This window comes from Candidatus Magnetobacterium casense (assembly GCF_019173545.1).
GTDB lineage: Bacteria > Nitrospirota > Thermodesulfovibrionia > Thermodesulfovibrionales > Magnetobacteriaceae > Magnetobacterium > Magnetobacterium cryptolimnobacter.
This window is the reverse complement of sequence record NZ_JABXWD010000030.1, coordinates 1-16,502: the sequence shown is the minus strand read 5'-3', so window position 1 is coordinate 16,502 and position 16,502 is coordinate 1. Positions and strand designations below refer to the sequence as shown.

Sequence of the window (16,502 nt, the reverse complement as noted above, 5' to 3'; positions counted from 1 at the left end):
AAGATATTACAATCGGGCAGTACCCCCAGGGAGGTCTACGCCGACCTGTGGAAGTCCATAACCGCGGGTAATACATGGCATGGTGAGCTGCTGAACAAGCGAAAAAACAACACCTTCTACTGGAACAACACCACTATCTCACCCATCAGAGATGCCGAGGGCACCGTCACACACTACCTGGCGGTTAACGAGGACATAACGGAACGCAAATCAATAGAAGTAGCCCTTAAGAAGGCCAAAGAGGCCTCCGAGGTTGCCAACAAGGCAAAGAGCGAATTCCTTGCCAACATCACCCACGAAATCCGTACCCCCATGAACGCCATCATCGGCATGACGGAGTTTGTCCTGGACACCGAACTGAAAAAACAACAACGTGACTACCTCGACCTGGTACTGACATCGGCCAATTCCCTTCTGACCATCCTCAACAGCATCCTGGACTTTTCAAAGATCGAGGCCGGTAAGCTCGACCTGGAAAGCGTTGGCTTTGACATCTACCCGCTGGTTGAAAACATATTCGATACGCTTTCAATTCAGGCGCACAAGAAGGGTATAGAGCTGTATTGTCGCATAAAACCTAACGTTCCAACGAAACTGATTGGAGACCCCGCACGCCTCAGTCAGGTGATCATAAACATCGTGGGCAATGCCCTCAAGTTCACCGACGAAGGCGAGGTCGCAACTGTTGTCAATGTTGAACCTGACAGCCTCGACGGAGACTCTGTCATGTTACATTTTTCGGTCTCCGACACGGGCATAGGCATCCCACAGGACAAGATCGGCTACATATTCAGCACCTTCTCACAGGCCGATGGCTCAACTACCCGAAAGTACGGCGGCACAGGTCTGGGACTGACCATATCGAAACAACTCGTCTCCCTGATGGGTGGTGATATCTGGGTTGAGAGCAAGGAAGGGGCAGGGAGTACCTTCCATTTCACCGTGAGGGTGAGGGTCAAAGACATCAGGGAACTGCACAGAACCCCACCTGAACTCGACCTCAACGGCAAGAGGATACTCACCGTCTGTACATATGCCACCAGTTGTACGATTATCAAGGAGATGCTCAACGATTTTGGCGCCGAAATAAAAAGGGTCAAGGAACCAAAAGAGGCACTGGAAGACCTCGGACGTGCCAGAGATGCCGGCCTACCCTACGACATAGTCTTTGTGGACGTCAGAATTGCCGAAATCGGCGGCTTTAAGGTGACCGAACAGATCGTGCATGACCCAACGCTTACCCGCTTTGTGGTCATCATACTCAACTCCAACTACCGCACCGGCGACATAGAAAGATGTACTCAACTTGGCCTGGCAGGCTATATCATAAAACCCATAAAGTATAAAGACGTAATAAGTACAGTCCAGCGTCTCTTGATCGACCAAAATAAAACAATCACTCCCCAGTTGACACCACCCAAACCGGAGATTCAAAAGACCGAAACCTTCAGAGAGGTTAAGGTTGACGTAAATATCCTGCTGGTAGAGGACAACGCCACAAACCGATTGCTGGCCAGGGAGGTGTTGAAAAAACAAGGCTATGCCGTGACGGAGGCAGTGGATGGTGCAAAGGCCATTGAACTGCTTAAAAACAACCGCTTTGATATAATCCTGATGGACGTGCATATGCCCGTAATGGACGGCTTTGAGGCAACAAAGATAATCAAGGACTCACCGGCAACCCGCTCAATCCCCGTTATTGCAATGACCGCATACGCCATGAAGGGCGACAGGGAACGTTGCCTTGAGGCAGGCATGGACGACTATATCACAAAGCCAATCAGGGCAAATGACCTTATCGAAATCATCAAACGCTACGGCCCCGAAGAATCCCTCAACGAAACCCAGCAAATACCAATCACAGGGATACCGCTCCTGTCCCCACAAGCTCCTAAACCCAAAGAGGGCATTGAAATACCAGAAGAAGACAACCTGGCCACGTTCCTGAAAAAGACCGCACTGCAAATAGATACAATAAAAAAGGCATTTGACGACCAAGACAACGATACCATAGAAAGGCTCGTCGGCAAACTGAAAAAAGAGACCGAAAAAGCCGGCCTGACTCAACTGCAACCATCGGCCTTCCGCGTCCTCCTCTCAATCAGAAAGGGCGATACAGACGCCGCCCTAAAGCACTTTCAGACCTTTGAAGACGCCTTTAACAAAATAATAGAAACGAAATACCTGGTTTAGGATAACTAAAATACATGGACAGAAGTTTTTATATAAACCTTAGCCTTATCGCAGATTTAGATTGGATTAAATACAGAATACATGATTTTTTTACGGGGTCAAGGGGACTGGTCCCCTTGCGGGGGGTTCTGAAGGGGGGCGGAGCCGCCCCTTTCTTTACTTCTTGAGGGAGGCTGAGGGGAGGAGGGGGAAGGCAGAACCTTCTTTTATGCACATGAAAGCAGCATTTTATACGACCTTTAACGTAGAGGGTCTGGGCTTTGCGTTGCCTGCGGAGGCGGTGGAGGAGATCGTGTGGCTTGCCGAACTCAGACCCGCCTGCAATGTGCCGCACTACGTCATAGGGATGTTGAACTACCGTGGCAAGGTCATACCGGTCATGGACCTCAATGTAAGAATGGGGCAGTCACCCATGCGATACAAGATAACCGATAAAATCATTGTCATCGGTATGAAAGATGCCTCCTACGGGCTGATTGTATCAGATGTGCAGGATGTCGGTACCATCGCAGAGGGCGACATGGAGGACATCAATGCCCTCAGTGACACAAACGTTTATATGTACGACTTTGTAACAGCATTTGCCAAGATACGGCAAGAGGTTATAATGCTGCTTGACTACAAGAGACTGATCCAGTGTGACAGGTCTTTGCAAGGGCAGGGGCATCCCGATGTCGTAAGTTTGCCGGAGGACGCCACCACTACCGACAAAGGATACTTTATTGCCTGTGCGTCTGAGCATCACAGGGACATATACCTCAAACGGGCGACAAACCTCCTCCTCGTCAAAAAACACGACTACGTCAAACAATCCATGTCCCTGGCCGTGGTGAGTATCAACGACGAGCACTTTGGCCTGGAGATCAAATCAGCAGACGCCGGTAAAGCAGGCAGTGACATCCCCAGTGTAAGTAAGATTGTTGAGTTCTCCAGGGTTAGAGACGTTCGTGTAATCCCATGTTGTCCGGGACACATCGTTGGAAGCATGAACCTCCACGGAGAAATCCTCACGCTCATAGACGTCAGGGGCGCCTTGAATCTGACCGCTGCCACCTCATATGCCAATGCCAGGGTGGTCGTCATACAGGTGGAGGACATGGTGGTCGGTGTCGTAATCGACGACGTCATTGACGTTGTCTATCCCAGACAGGGCGATATCATAAACGTTTCAGTTTCCGAGTACTCCACTGCCGAACGATATTTTAAGGGCACCATCCGTTATGGCGAAAGACTGTTGCCCATTGTCGATCTGCACAAATTATTGACTGGCGGTGACCTGGTTGTCAACGAAGAATCCTGATATACTTGCAGATTTCATCTGCCTGTGATAGAAAACAAAGGAGAAGATTTATGGAATTTTTTATTAAGATTAAACTGAGAACCAAGTTGATCATTTTGTTTTTGGCACTGGGTCTGTTGCCCTTCATATTAATAGGCAGCTACTCGTATGTAAAGGCAAGTGGCACCATAAAACAATCAGTGCAAAATCAGCTCACATTTATCAGGGAGACAAAAAAGGAGCAGATCGAAGAACACTTCAGGCTAATTGCTCACCAGGCAACCTCTATGGCGGCAAACAGGGCTATCATAGATGCAATGCTGGAGTTTAACAGTGCGTTTTACAAGGTCGTACAAGAGTTGGGCACCCTGTACGACGAAAACGCAACCACCAACGAGGAGTCGTTGAGAGCCAGATACGTATACCAAAAAGAGCACACCGATGGCGCCTCCGAAAACGCCGTTGAGGTGTGGTGGCCTAAGAATAAAACAACCAGGATACTTCAACACCTCTACATCTCCTCAAGTCCATACCAGATTGACAACAAACACAAGTACATCTCCTCCCCGGACCCCTCCACCTACAGCAGGGTTCACAGAAGGTATCACCCCACGATCCTGAGCTTTTTCGAGAAATTTGGCTATTACGATGTCTTTCTGGTAGAGCCAAAGACCGGCTACATAGTGTATAGCACTTCCAAGGAAGTAGACTTCGCAACGAGTCTGCTAAATGGCCCCTACAGCAACACCAATATTGCCAAGACCTTTGAGGCCACCCTTGCCTCAAACGACAAGGAATTTGTGACCGTTGCCGACTTTGCCCCATACGTACCCTCATACAACGTCCCTGCGGCCTTTGTTGCTACCAACATATACGACGGCGATCAAAAGGTCGGTGTACTCATATTCCAGATATCGCTCAAAAAGATAAACGACATAATGACCAGCAGCAAGAGTTGGGAAAAGATCGGTATGGGTAAGACCGGCGAAAGCTATATAGTAGACCATGGTTTTGATATGCATAGCGACTCGCGGATGTTTATAGAAGACCCCGCCGAGTTTTTCAGAAAACTGAAAATTGCCGGCACCCCGCAGGAGACCATAGATAAGCTCAAAAAAAACAACACCACCATAGATGTAATCAACACCAAAGACCTCCTGGGCAAAGAGTCCTCCCATACTACAAACCATGACCTGGAAGAAGGCGTCAATTACCTGCACGATAAGGTGTTGTTTACACACGCACCGTTAAAGATAGAGGGGTTACAAACTCAATGGACGTTGGTAGCTACAATCAACGAAGACGAGGCCTTTGCCACCCTGCATCGCCTCAATGTTGTGATGTGGAGCCTTGGCATAGTGCTTGTGCTTATCATAGTTGGTGTTGGGCTGTATTGGTCTGGAAGTATCGGCAAGTCGTTGAACCTGATAGTCAGCGACATCACGACGACCTCATCGGAGCTTGCCACGACCATCAACCAGCACGAGCGCGTGGCAAAACAACAGGCGGTCTCCGTCAACGAAACCACAACCACGATGGATGAGCTGACCTCCTCGGCACGTCAATCCGCCGAACAGGCCGAGTCCTCCGCCCTGGGAACGGAAAAGGCCATGGCCATCGCCGAGGGCGGCAACGTCACCGTCAACCAGATGCTCAACGGGATGATCAACCTCAAGGATAAGGTTCGCGCCGTAGCCGAACACATCCTGCACCTCAGCGAGCAGACCGGACAGATCGGAAAGATCACCGGCCTGGTCACCGACTTTGCCAGTGAAACCAAGATGCTGGCTATGAATGCCGCAGTTGAGGCCGTCAAAGCCGGAGAGCATGGCACGGGCTTCTCCGTCGTAGCAATGGAGATCCGCAAGCTCGCCGATGAAAGCAAAAAGGCCGTAGACCAGATAAACGCCCTAGTAAACGACATCCGTAAGGCCACCGACATGACGGTCATGGTCACCGAAGACGGCACAAAAACCGTCGAAGAGGAAATGGCACTCGTCCAAAGAACAGCAGACGCCTTCAATGGCGTCCTGTTTGCCGTAAAGACCTCATTTGAAAGCTCCAAACAGATATTCCTCAACATCAAACAGCAATCCCTGGCCATCAGTCAGGTAGTAGAGGCTATGAACTCCATCAACATCGGCGCCAAAGAGACATCCTCCGGCATTAGTCAGACAAAGGTTGCTATCCAGAAACTAACCGAGGTCTCGCAAAACCTCAAAGACATGATATAAGGGTATTATGAGTATTAACATTGAGAATTATGTGGTCATTGGATATAGTTCAAAGCCTACGCAGGAAGGGGTCAAGGGGTCCGTGACCCCTTGCGGGGGAGGTCAAGGAGGGGGCGGAGGGGGTGGGGCACCCCTGCCACAAACCGCCCTCCTTGTTCTTTTTCTTCTCTCATGATTGAAGACATAGAGATGCGCGATCTCTTTAAGCTTGAGAGTGACGAGCACCTGAGCGTGCTTGAAAGCGGCCTCATGCAGTTAGAGCAGCAGCCCGACAACAAGGACATCCTTCAGGAGATGTTCAGGGAGGCGCACAGCCTGAAGGGGTCTGCCAGGATGCTGGGGGTCTACAAGGTGATGGAGGTATCGCACGCCCTTGAGGACCTGTTTGGAAAGGCACAACGAGGCGACATCGTCTTTACCCCGGCGATAATAGCGAGGATCTATCCCGTGGTTGACGCAATCGGCAAGTTTGTAGCCGAGGCCACCACGGATGCCAGGCCTGGGATAGAGGTCAAGGGTGTCCTTGAGTATCTAAGACTCGACAGGGATATGCCAACCTCCAAGACTCGCCCCCTCCCACAGTCCCAGGGAGAGGAGCCTGGAGAACCTCCTCCTCCTCCACAGGAACCGGCAAGCGCCGTTGTTGAGGCAACTGCCGTTGTTGAGCTGCCCCCTGCTGTTGAACCAACGCCTGTGGATGAGCCGCCTCCTGTTGCTGAGACGACGGCTGTGGGTGCAACAACTGCCGCTGCTGAGGCAACCGCTGCTATCCCCGTCCATGTCGTTGAGCCTCAGACAATGGATGTTGCCCAACCGCAAGAAACACCCCCGGAGTATAAACCGCCCAAAGCGGATATCCCCATTAATTTCGAACTTGGCAAAAATCGCATAGAGACCATCCGCGTCGATACCAGAAAGCTCGACAGCCTGATGACCCACGCCGGTGAACTGTCGGTTACAAAGACCAGTATCATCCACAGGTTCAAGGAGATAAACGGTATAATGTCATTCTGTGATGACTGGAGCAGCGATGTGCTTTCAAGATACATTATGCTCAAAGATATGGCTCACGGCAACGAGTTGTTGTCAAAGACCCTCGTTGACTTCTTTAATCTCCAACGTTCACGGTTTGAAAAGCTGAACAACTCCCTCAACGAACTGAAAACCGGCTGGCACGGCGACAATACAAGACTGGAATCGGTGACAAAGAAGCTGCACTACGAAATAAGAAACGTGAGCATCTTGCCGATAAAGACGCTGTTTCGGGTGTTTCCCAGGCTGGTGCGGGATATATCCGTGGCGTTGTCCAAGAGCGTAGACCTAGTCATAGAGGGCGGCGAGACCACCGTTGACAGACAAATCATAGAGGAACTCAAGGACCCGATAATGCACCTGCTGCGCAATGCCATAGACCACGGCATAGAAGGCGCTCAGGAACGCCTCAACTGCGGCAAACCCGCTGTGGCAACAATTGTCTTGAGGGCGTACAAACACGCCAATCAGATAGTCGTAGAAGTCGGGGACGACGGAGGCGGCCTCAATACCGAAGAGATAAAAAGGACAGCCCTCAAACATAGACTCGCCACCGAAGAACAGCTCCAGGGGATGACCCTTGCCCAGATACATGGGCTTATCTTTGCCCCAGGACTGTCAACCAGCGGTATGATTACGGACGTCTCCGGCAGGGGAGTTGGTCTTGATGTTGTCGCTACCAAGATGGAGGCGCTCAAGGGTAGTGCAAGGGTGGAATCGGTACAGGGCAAGGGGTGTGTGTTTCGGTTGAAAATGCCCGTAAACATGACCACAACACGAGTCCTGGTGGTCCTTGTGGCAGGCCTGAGGTTTGCCATACCGGTTGAGTTTGTCACAAAGTCCTTTGTGCTTAACAGGAAGGACATATTCAGGCGCGAGGGACGCGATACCATAAAGTATGAAGACCAACCCATATCGGTAGTACACCTGTCCGATCTCCTTGAACTTGACAGGGTACCCTCCGCTAAGGGCATGGGGGGTGGGGAGCAGTCCATGACCTGTATAATCCTATCATCGGATGACCAACATGTTGGGATCATCGTGGGACAGATAGTTGACGAACAGGAGGTTGTCCTCAAGCGCTACAGCACGCTCCTGCAGCGGGTGAGAAACATATCCGGGGCTGCGATCCTGGAAACCGGCGAGGTCTGTGCCATCTTAAATCCCGCCGACCTTATCAGGAGTGCGCTAAAGCGGAAGTCCGTGCGCATATCGGAGGAGGTTGTCCAGCAGCAGTCACGGGTGCGGCGCATATTGCTGGTGGAGGACACGATCACAACCCGCACTCTAATCAAACGGGTACTGGACAGTGCGGCCTATGAGGTGGTCACGGCAATAGACGGCCTGGATGCCCTCAATAAGCTGCCCACACGCGAATTTGATGCCGTAGTGTCAGATATCCAGATGCCAAACATGGACGGCCTGACACTGGCCGAAACAATACGGGCAGACAAAAAGTACAAGGACCTGCCCATAGTGCTTATTACGGCATTATCCAGCGACGAAGACAAGAAACGAGGCATGAAGGCCGGAGCAAACGCCTACATAACCAAACCAACGTTTGATCACAAAGTCTTATTGGACGTATTAAAGCGACTTATTTAGGAAGACAACGATAAATGAAAAAAGTACGGGTGTTGTTAATAGATGACTCTCAGATAGCGCTGGCAGTGCTAAAGCGTATGCTGGCCTACGACCCCGACATAGAGGTGGTTGGGGGGTTTACCAATGCAGCGGAGGCCCTCCGGATGATACCGGTGCTTTCGCCGAATGTGATCTGCACCGACCTTCACATGCCTGGGATGGACGGCCTCGTGTTTACCAGAACGGTGATGGAGCGGTTTCCGCTTCCGATCCTTGTGATAAGCGTATCGGTACAGGCGCATCAGACGCATACCATCTTTGAGCTCCTTGACAATGGGGCAATAGATGTCTTTCCCAAGCCCAAGGGGATACTCGACGGTGATTTTGAGGTACACGCACGGGAGTTGACCTCAAAGGTTAAGATACTCTCAGGCGTGGTGGCATTTACCAGGCACAAGAAAAGGCCGCAAACAGACATCAGGGCAGGAAAACTATCGAGTCCCCCGACAATAGAAAATCCCCATCACATAAGGATGGTGGCCATAGGGGCTTCCACGGGCGGCCCACAGGTGCTGCACGGCATATTTAAGAATCTCCCCGCCGATTTTCCTGCACCCATACTGTGCGTGCAACACATCAGCGAGGGCTTCCTCGACGGCTTTATAGACTGGCTGGCGCAGGAGTGTAAGCTCAAGATAGTCAAGGCCCCTCACGGACAGCCCCCAACACCGGGCAATATCTACTTCCCCCAGGAGGGGGTTCAACTGGAGATCAACAGTCAGGGTAGGTTTAACTGTCTCAACAGGGCAAATTATGACGGCCACTGTCCGTCGGTCACGCTGACGTTCAGGTCTGTTGCGCAGTACTATGGCAGGACCTCCGCTGGCATAATCCTGACCGGCATGGGAAGAGACGGCGCCGATGGCATCCTCGATATAGCCAACGCAGGCGGAATGACGATTGCGCAGGATGAGGACAGTTGCGTTGTCTTTGGTATGCCCAAGCAAGCCATAGAGCTTGGCGCCGTGCGCTGTATCATGTCCGCAGAGGAGATAGCCACCGTGCTGCAAAGCCTGAGATTCACCGACTGCCGCAGACGTGCCCTTAACATCTGATACTAAGTTGCATTCATACCATTAGGGGGGTACGAGAAAGGGGCGGCTCCGCTTCTTTTTCGCTCCAGGACGCTCCTGGCCCCTTTAGAACCCCCCGCAAGGGGAGGGGCGAGGCGCAATCTTGTCGCAGCAGGGGGTTGGCAACCCCTGGCTGAAAGTCGCACCTGCCCCGGGCACGAAGAAGTCCCCTTGACCCCATTTATCTATATCCACAGTACACATTTTATACAGTTATTGAAACCTTTAAACCTTTTTTTATTTCTATGCGTAACATGAGCTAGTATTTCTCATACTCAGTGTCATGACAATCGTCTCTGTCCTCTTGCTCTACCTTGACAAACATACCGGTGCGTCTTGCAGGTGCATGTTCTATGGCCTTACCTGGATGTTTTACCACATGTCTCTCAGTCTCCGCTGTCTTTATTGCGGGTCTCTTTGGTGCAGGCTTGCTTTTTCTGGCGAACCCACTTCCACCCCTCTCATCGGTCCTGAAGAAGGTCATTATATCTTGCAACTGCTGTGCCTGTGCGGACAGCTCCTCCGACGTTGATGATATCTCCTCGGCAGCGGCGGCGTTTTGCTGTATAACCTGATCCAACTGCTGGATGGCTTTGTTTATCTGCTCGGCGCCGCTGTTTTGCTCAACAGAGGAGGCTGTTATCTCCTGAACGAGTTCGGCGGTCTTCTGGATGTCCGGAAGCATGGCGTTGAGCATTTCACCTGCCCTTTCGGATACATCCACGCTTGACGTTACAAGGTTGTTTATCTCCGCTGCCGCCGTCTGACTCCTCCCGGCCAGCTCCCTCACCTCGGAGGCCACCACGGCAAACCCCTTGCCATGCTCCCCTGCCCTTGCCGCCTCAATGGCCGCATTTAAGGCCAGAAGATTTGTCTGCCTTGCAATGTCCTCGATAATCTTTATCTTTTCTGATATGTCCTTCATCGCCTTAACGGTCTGAATAACGACCCTTGCACCTTCCTTGGCACTACTTGAGGATTTCTGGGCTATCTTCTCCGTCACCTGGGCGTTGTCCGAGTTACCCCTGATGTTTGCAGTCATCTGCTCCATCGAGGAGGACACCTCCTCTGCCGCCGCCGCCTGCTCAGAGGACCCCTGCGAAAGCTCCTGTGACGTAGAGCTCATCTGTTGACTACCGGTTGCCACCTGGTCAGAGGCCTGTTGTACATCAAGTACGACCTCGGTCAGCTTGTTTGTCATACGCAGTAGACCCTGCATTAGCTTGTCCTGTTCACTACGGGCCTTTATCTTGACCATGAGATTACCCACCGACAGGTTTTCGGCCAGTGCAACGATCTCGTTTTCTGCCTCTATAAGTTTGTTAAGATTATTTTTGATGTTGTTGAAATCACCACGATATTCGGCGGTTATCTTATCAGGGATGTCACCCTTACTTATTCGGGTAATGTAATCGGCGGCCATGTTAAGCGGCCCGATTATGGCATCCAACGTAGAGTTTATCCCGTCTATGATCTTGAGATATTCTCCTTCGTGTTTGGTCGCATCTGCCCTGTTGGCCAGGTTGCCCTCAACAGCGTTCTTGACAAGCATATCAGCATCAGAGGTGAGCAGCTTTATCTTTTTGATCATCTCCATAAACGCCCCGGCAAGTGTGCCAACCTCATCCCTTGCATTATACTCAACGTTGACACTTAAATCTCCATGGGCAATATCCTCAGCCGCCTTGACCATAGCCTTTAATGGTTTGGATATAGAGTTTGATATGAAAAGACCAAGTGCAACGGCTACAACCATTCCGATAATGCTGATTATTATCATCAGACGACCTGTTGCGTTAGCGTGGACGGTGTTTTTATCAGATGTCTCTTTTGCGGCTTTTTCGTTGTATTCCATGACTTTTTTAAGAACCTCCTGCTCTTTGTCCTTTATCTTCTCAACCTCGCCATAAAAAAGAGTGCTCGCCTCTTCATTCTTGCCGGCCTTTACCAGGTCTACAATCCTGTCAACATACGTTTCATACTCTTTGTTTACATCCATGAACTGTTTGAATATTGCCCGGTCATTGTCATCTATATACGTTTTTTCGTAATCGACGACATGCTTCTTTGTCTCTTCTTTTATTTCAGATAGCCTGTCAATGTACTTGTCCCTTTCAGCGATATCCCTGTGCTGGATCAGTCTGAGCATGTTTATTCTGCTCATTTGAAACGAAGCTGAAAGTTCACCTGCAATGCCAAGGGGGACGGTCATCTTTTCATACAACATCGTGTCCATATCATCGAGTTTGTGAATGTTGACGTAGCTAATGTAGCCTATGATACCAGCAATCAATGCACCAAGTACAAAACCCGTTACCAACCTGCTACTGATCTTTAGATTGTAAAACCATCTCATAGTGTCTCTCCTTTTGTGTACATAGTATTCTTATTCTAACTTAAACAGGGTTGTGCCCCTAACAATCGTCCCATATACTACAACTAATTAAATTATACTGATGCCCATTCGATGGAATTGTTGTCCATCCGTCCGCCCCCGCTACCCCCAACAATAGCAATAATTATGCCACCCACAAGGATAGTTAAAAAAATACTTCCCGCTCTATAACCTCCCTTAAACATGCGACAAGACCTCCTCAATGAAACTGCTAATTCCCCCGACTAATGCCAAGGGTACCAATGGCATCAATCTAACTCACATGGACTACTTCCATACCTTTATCAGTATTGTTGTGACTAACGAGATAAGCGTTAAACCTGTCCCTACAATCCATATAATTACTTGAATTTTGGCCTTATCGACCCTGTTAGATATCTTGTCATCAATGGTTTCTTCCAGAAAATCCATCCGTTGACCCAGATTTTTTTCAACACCGTCTATCCGTTGATTCAGATTTTTTTCAACACCATCTATCTGTTGTCCCAGATTCTTTTCAACACCGTCTATCCGTTGGTTCAGCTTTTTTTCAACACCATCTATCTGTTGTCCCAGATTCTTTTCAACACCGTCTATCCGTTGATTCAGATTTTTTTCAACACCATCTATCTGTTGTCCCAGATTCTTTTCAATGCTATCCATTCGACTGCTCATGGATATAGCCAGAATATCTATCTTCTGAACAAGAATGTCAAACTTATGGTCTATCTTATCCTCAAGGTTTTTTTGTTTCTCCTCTAATACTGTAACCCTCTTGTCAAGCGCTATTAAATTTTCATCCATCGTTTATTGTAATGTATCTTGAAGATCATTGTCAACCCCTTCTCCAACAATCGCACTCCACCTGCCTCTCTGGACTTATCACCCAGTCTTTTACAGGGTCAAGGAGCGTATTGAGCCGGGGGGCACTGCCCCCTCCTGGAACAACAAAGAAGCGGAGCCGCCACTTTCTTTTCTCTTACGGTTAAATGCGATTGCCCTGCTTGCCCTGTGATGGCTGCATTTTTATTTTTTCTTTCTTTACTACTTAGTGTTATACTATTATCGGTTATGAAGTACGATATAAGTGTAATAGGCGCAGGCAGTTGGGGGAGCGTGCTGGCCAATCTTCTGGGTGAAAAGGGGTTACGGGTTATGCTCTGGAGCCTTGAGAGGGACGTTGTGGATGGGATCAGGGCCAACAGGGTCAATCACCTCTACATGCCTGGACTCATGATGTCGGAGAGGGTTACCCCCACGGATGACATCAGCGAGGCAGCCGGGGGGGCACCGATCTTGCTTCTTGTTGTACCGTCTCAGTTTGTAAGGGGTGTTTTGCACAATATGCGTGCCCACATGGTCGGTGATGCGATCATAGTCTCTGCCATCAAGGGGATCGAAAAGGGGACGCTAAAGACCGCCTCGGAGATTATCCGGCAATACTGTCCGCATGAGATGGCAGTGCTTTCGGGGCCGAGTTTTGCTGCCGAGGTGGCATCCAAAAAACCCACTGCCATTACCCTTGGAGTTACGGACATCTCACGTGGACATCACCTGCAGGAGGTTTTTAACACGGATTATTTTCGAGTCTATACGCACGACGACATGTTGGGCATAGAGCTTGGTGGGGCGTTGAAAAACGTCATTGCCATAGCGGCCGGCATCTGTGATGGCCTTGAGCTGGGTCTCAATGCGCGTGCGGCGTTGATCACGCGAGGGTTGGCTGAGATCACGCGCCTGGGGGTCAAGCTCGGCGCCACTGCACAGACGTTTTCCGGTCTCAGCGGCATGGGTGACCTCGTGCTGACATGCACGGGGCAATTGTCCAGGAACTACACCGTTGGTTTGCAACTTGCCAGGGGACAGACAACAGGCGAAATTGTTTCAGAGACAAACGCCGTGGCCGAGGGGATAGAGACCTCTCACTCGGCATTTGAGCTGTCAAAGGTAGCCCATGTGGAAATGCCCATTGTAACACAGGTCTACAGGGTCATCCACGAGGGAAAAAGCCCCTCAAAGGCCGTCAACGAGCTGATGAGTCGGCAACTGCGAAAGGAGTTTTGATACCGTGGACAGGCATGTTATAGAACAACTGCTTGTGGCATTTAAGGATGGCAGGAGTACCCTGGATGAGACGCTCAACAGGTTCAGGCACCTGCCATACGAGGACATCGGGTTTGCCAGGATAGACCATCACAGACAACTGGTCAGCGGCATTACGGAGGTGGTCTATGGGCAGGGCAAGGGTGTTGACGAGGTTATCGCAATAGCGCGCAGGCTCTATGACAACAGTGGCCGGGTGCTCATCACCCGCACCAGCGAAGAGGTCTTCAGTGGCCTTGCGATAGAGGGGGCACGCTTTTATCCGCAGTCACGCATTATCATGGCCGGAGGAAGCCCTCAGACCAAGGGACACATACTTGTGGTCTCCGCCGGGACGTCCGACATAGCCGTGGCAGAGGAGGCCGAGTTGACTGCGACATTTCTGGGCAGCGCCTGTGGTACGGTCTTTGACATTGGCGTGGCGGGGCTGCACAGGGTCATAAGCAACATGAAACTATTTGACGAGGCACGGGTTATCGTGGTTGTTGCCGGGATGGAGGGCGCCTTGCCTTCGGTCATCGGGGGGTTGACGTCAAAGCCGCTTGTGGCAGTGCCGACGTCCCAGGGCTATGGGACAAACCTCGGTGGTCTGACCGCACTGTTTGCCATGCTCAACTCGTGTGTACCGGGGATCGCAGTCGTGAACATCGACAACGGCTTTGGTGCAGGATGTCTCGCACACAAAATCAACATTACAGGATTATAGAAAGAAAAGGTGCGAGCATGACAGGAGTGAGGACTTTATTAGCAGCGGTGTTGCCGTGTCTGATTGGCGTGCCTGCGATGGCGCTGATGGTGGCCCTGGAGACGGCGGATTTGACGCGTGGGGCCGATGTTGTGGTTCGCGGCAGGGTCAGTGCGGTCACGGCGCAGTGGATTGAGGACGGCAAGCGGATCGTCACCCGCTCAACGATTAGCGTTGGTGAATACGTCAAGGGTGCGGGCACATCCGTGGTTACGGTTGAGCAGTTGGGCGGCGAGGTCGATGGCGTGGGGCTGAGGGTGTCGGACACGGTCTATCTCAAGGCCGGGGATGAGGTGGTACTGTTTCTCAAGCAGCGTCAGGAGGCACGCTCCTCAGGGTGTGATGTCGATTTAGGTGTATACACGATTGTGGGTTCTGCCCAGGGCATCTACGTCATAGACGCCGGCGGTAAGGCCGTTAAGGGCGGCTTCTCCCTTGCGGATGCCCCACAGGGCGTTGACTTCAGCATTGAGGTTGGCGAGCTGCTCAGGAAGGTCAGAAGCGTCAGGGATTAATCAGCAACGTAAAGAGCAATATTTTAAAAACGGAGGAGACATGGACAGGCTATCGAAGTATGTGTTAGTAGCGGGCTGTATCTGTATGTTTTGCACGGGCGTTGCCTTTGCCGGCGACCCTGCAGTCGAGTGGCGTGAGCGCAATCAGCAACGGAGGATAGACCAGGGCGTTAAGAGTGGTCAACTCACCCCTGATGAGGCCGGGAGGCTGGAAAGACGACAGGCAAACATCAGGCAGACCGAAACAAGAATGAAAAGCGACGGCAAATTGACAAAGCAAGAACGTAGAAAACTGATGCGGATGGAAAACAGAACCAGCAAGAAAATCTATAACCTCAAGCACAACAATAGACGAGTTCCGGACTGATTAGTGGTAACCGCCGTCAAGGTCGTCAGGGGGTAATCCGCCGATGGGCCGCCTCCGTGGAGGGGGGTCAATCTCCGGTGGCGGCTTTGATAGGCGGCTTAGGGGTGGACCTCAGGGGGCGATGGGGTCTTAAGCAAGAGAGCAGAAACATGTATAACAATATTCACCCCTAAGAAAAGAAAGAAGGAGGGCGGCTCCGCCCCCTCCTCAGACCTCCCCTGCAAGGGGGCCAGCCCCCTTGACCCCTTCCTGCTTGTTATAGTTACTTCTACTCTCCTGCTTACCTGGGGAATAAGGCTATTCGATCATACTCGAAGGCGAGTAAGAATGCCGACAAGACCGCCCTATAACTCAAGATATTTATACCATGTATCATCTTAGGCCCAAAGGCAAGTGTGAATGTTAACTCCACGCCATTTATCCGTGCTCTTACTTCCCTCAGACGAAATTTCCCACCACCTGTAATGCCACCTATTGTCGTTGTACCAGTGTATATATTGGGGTTCAAACCAATACGTCTTGCCTTCTGGGAGTTTATTATAGAAACATCAGCGCCGGTATCTAAAAGAAAAGGTTCTGTAGTCCATGAATCATCGTCGTCATCGTTTTTGATCGAAATATCTATTATCGGTCTGTCACTATCACTATCATATGGTAAACATATGCCAAAAATAGCCATTAAAGTTTCATTGTTGCAGTCTAAATCATACATAGCTATAGAGACCTCGGCGACAACATGATATAAGGAATTTCATCGGGATGTTTTTCTTTAACAGTTTCAATTAATCTCTTCTTGTTTGGACCATGAGCAACGAGTAATCGTATCCTCTTTAAAACGGAAGTTCCAGATGATAGCCTTCTAAAATCCGTATAAACCATTGAATATATTGCCAATGCGAAGGTCTATTATTTTTTATGTAGGGACGAATATTATTATATTAAT

The 16,502-nt window shown here is 50.4% G+C and carries 12 protein-coding genes; 9 read left to right on the top strand and 3 right to left on the bottom strand.

Going from position 1 to position 16,502, the window contains the following annotated elements; translation table 11 throughout:
* From HWQ67_RS03000 to cheB, 5 genes are all read left to right on the top strand, one after another.
* A partial coding sequence (locus HWQ67_RS03000) for a PAS domain-containing hybrid sensor histidine kinase/response regulator (protein ID WP_218251165.1) occupies positions 1 to 2,193 on the top strand: 2,193 nt, incomplete at its 5' end.
* Positions 2,194 to 2,401: 208 nt separating this feature from the next.
* Positions 2,402 to 3,493 (top strand): chemotaxis protein CheW, encoded by a 1,092-nt coding sequence (locus HWQ67_RS02995; RefSeq protein WP_218251164.1) that lies wholly within the window; start codon positions 2,402 to 2,404, stop codon positions 3,491 to 3,493.
* A gap of 50 nt (positions 3,494 to 3,543) precedes the next feature.
* On the top strand, positions 3,544 to 5,706 hold the full coding sequence (locus HWQ67_RS02990) for a methyl-accepting chemotaxis protein (protein ID WP_218251163.1): 2,163 nt from the start codon (positions 3,544 to 3,546) through the stop codon (positions 5,704 to 5,706).
* Between the two features lie 171 nt (positions 5,707 to 5,877).
* On the top strand, positions 5,878 to 8,343 hold the full coding sequence (locus HWQ67_RS02985; RefSeq protein WP_218251162.1) for a hybrid sensor histidine kinase/response regulator: 2,466 nt from the start codon (positions 5,878 to 5,880) through the stop codon (positions 8,341 to 8,343).
* 14 nt (positions 8,344 to 8,357) lie between these two features.
* Entirely contained in the window at positions 8,358 to 9,437 is a 1,080-nt protein-coding gene (gene cheB, locus HWQ67_RS02980) for a chemotaxis-specific protein-glutamate methyltransferase CheB (protein ID WP_218251161.1), read from the top strand.
* 277 nt (positions 9,438 to 9,714) lie between these two features.
* Here cheB and HWQ67_RS02975 read toward each other — a convergent pair whose 3' ends face one another.
* Both HWQ67_RS02975 and HWQ67_RS02970 read right to left on the bottom strand, forming a co-directional pair.
* Complete coding sequence (locus HWQ67_RS02975) at positions 9,715 to 11,811, bottom strand: methyl-accepting chemotaxis protein (protein ID WP_218251160.1); 2,097 nt, start codon at positions 11,809 to 11,811, stop codon at positions 9,715 to 9,717.
* Between the two features lie 306 nt (positions 11,812 to 12,117).
* Positions 12,118 to 12,633 (bottom strand): apolipoprotein A1/A4/E family protein, encoded by a 516-nt coding sequence (locus tag HWQ67_RS02970; RefSeq protein WP_218251159.1) that lies wholly within the window; start codon positions 12,631 to 12,633, stop codon positions 12,118 to 12,120.
* A gap of 267 nt (positions 12,634 to 12,900) precedes the next feature.
* On the opposite strand from HWQ67_RS02970, the gene HWQ67_RS02965 reads away from it, so the two are divergent.
* Genes HWQ67_RS02965 through HWQ67_RS02950 form a run of 4 tightly spaced genes read left to right on the top strand, consistent with a single transcriptional unit; the run spans position 12,901 to position 15,559 of the window.
* The gene (locus tag HWQ67_RS02965) at positions 12,901 to 13,893 is read left to right on the top strand and encodes an NAD(P)H-dependent glycerol-3-phosphate dehydrogenase (RefSeq protein WP_218251158.1); all 993 of its coding nucleotides are present in this window, start codon (positions 12,901 to 12,903) and stop codon (positions 13,891 to 13,893) included.
* Between the two features lie 4 nt (positions 13,894 to 13,897).
* The gene (gene larB, locus HWQ67_RS02960; protein ID WP_218251157.1) at positions 13,898 to 14,638 is read left to right on the top strand and encodes a nickel pincer cofactor biosynthesis protein LarB; all 741 of its coding nucleotides are present in this window, start codon (positions 13,898 to 13,900) and stop codon (positions 14,636 to 14,638) included.
* 26 nt (positions 14,639 to 14,664) lie between these two features.
* On the top strand, positions 14,665 to 15,192 hold the full coding sequence (locus HWQ67_RS02955) for a hypothetical protein (protein WP_218251156.1): 528 nt from the start codon (positions 14,665 to 14,667) through the stop codon (positions 15,190 to 15,192).
* Positions 15,193 to 15,232: 40 nt separating this feature from the next.
* The gene (locus HWQ67_RS02950; RefSeq protein ID WP_218251155.1) at positions 15,233 to 15,559 is read left to right on the top strand and encodes a hypothetical protein; all 327 of its coding nucleotides are present in this window, start codon (positions 15,233 to 15,235) and stop codon (positions 15,557 to 15,559) included.
* 280 nt (positions 15,560 to 15,839) lie between these two features.
* On the opposite strand, the gene HWQ67_RS02945 is transcribed toward HWQ67_RS02950, so the two are convergent.
* Positions 15,840 to 16,271, bottom strand: a complete 432-nt coding sequence (locus HWQ67_RS02945; RefSeq protein ID WP_218251154.1) for a retroviral-like aspartic protease family protein — start codon at positions 16,269 to 16,271, stop codon at positions 15,840 to 15,842.
* Positions 16,272 to 16,502 lie beyond the last annotated feature (231 nt).

What these genes read in the sequence shown, in the direction of transcription:
- HWQ67_RS02945 (WP_218251154.1), bottom strand. Translation starts at nt 16,271, where the DNA reads ATGTATGATTTAGACTGCAACAATGAAACTTTAATGGCTATTTTTGGC.
- HWQ67_RS02950 (WP_218251155.1), top strand. Translation starts at nt 15,233, where the DNA reads ATGGACAGGCTATCGAAGTATGTGTTAGTAGCGGGCTGTATCTGTATG.
- cheB (WP_218251161.1), top strand. Translation starts at nt 8,358, where the DNA reads ATGAAAAAAGTACGGGTGTTGTTAATAGATGACTCTCAGATAGCGCTG.
- HWQ67_RS02985 (WP_218251162.1), top strand. Translation starts at nt 5,878, where the DNA reads ATGATTGAAGACATAGAGATGCGCGATCTCTTTAAGCTTGAGAGTGAC.
- HWQ67_RS02975 (WP_218251160.1), bottom strand. Translation starts at nt 11,811, where the DNA reads ATGAGATGGTTTTACAATCTAAAGATCAGTAGCAGGTTGGTAACGGGT.
- HWQ67_RS02965 (WP_218251158.1), top strand. Translation starts at nt 12,901, where the DNA reads ATGAAGTACGATATAAGTGTAATAGGCGCAGGCAGTTGGGGGAGCGTG.
- HWQ67_RS02990 (WP_218251163.1), top strand. Translation starts at nt 3,544, where the DNA reads ATGGAATTTTTTATTAAGATTAAACTGAGAACCAAGTTGATCATTTTG.
- HWQ67_RS02970 (WP_218251159.1), bottom strand. Translation starts at nt 12,633, where the DNA reads ATGGATGAAAATTTAATAGCGCTTGACAAGAGGGTTACAGTATTAGAG.
- HWQ67_RS02995 (WP_218251164.1), top strand. Translation starts at nt 2,402, where the DNA reads ATGCACATGAAAGCAGCATTTTATACGACCTTTAACGTAGAGGGTCTG.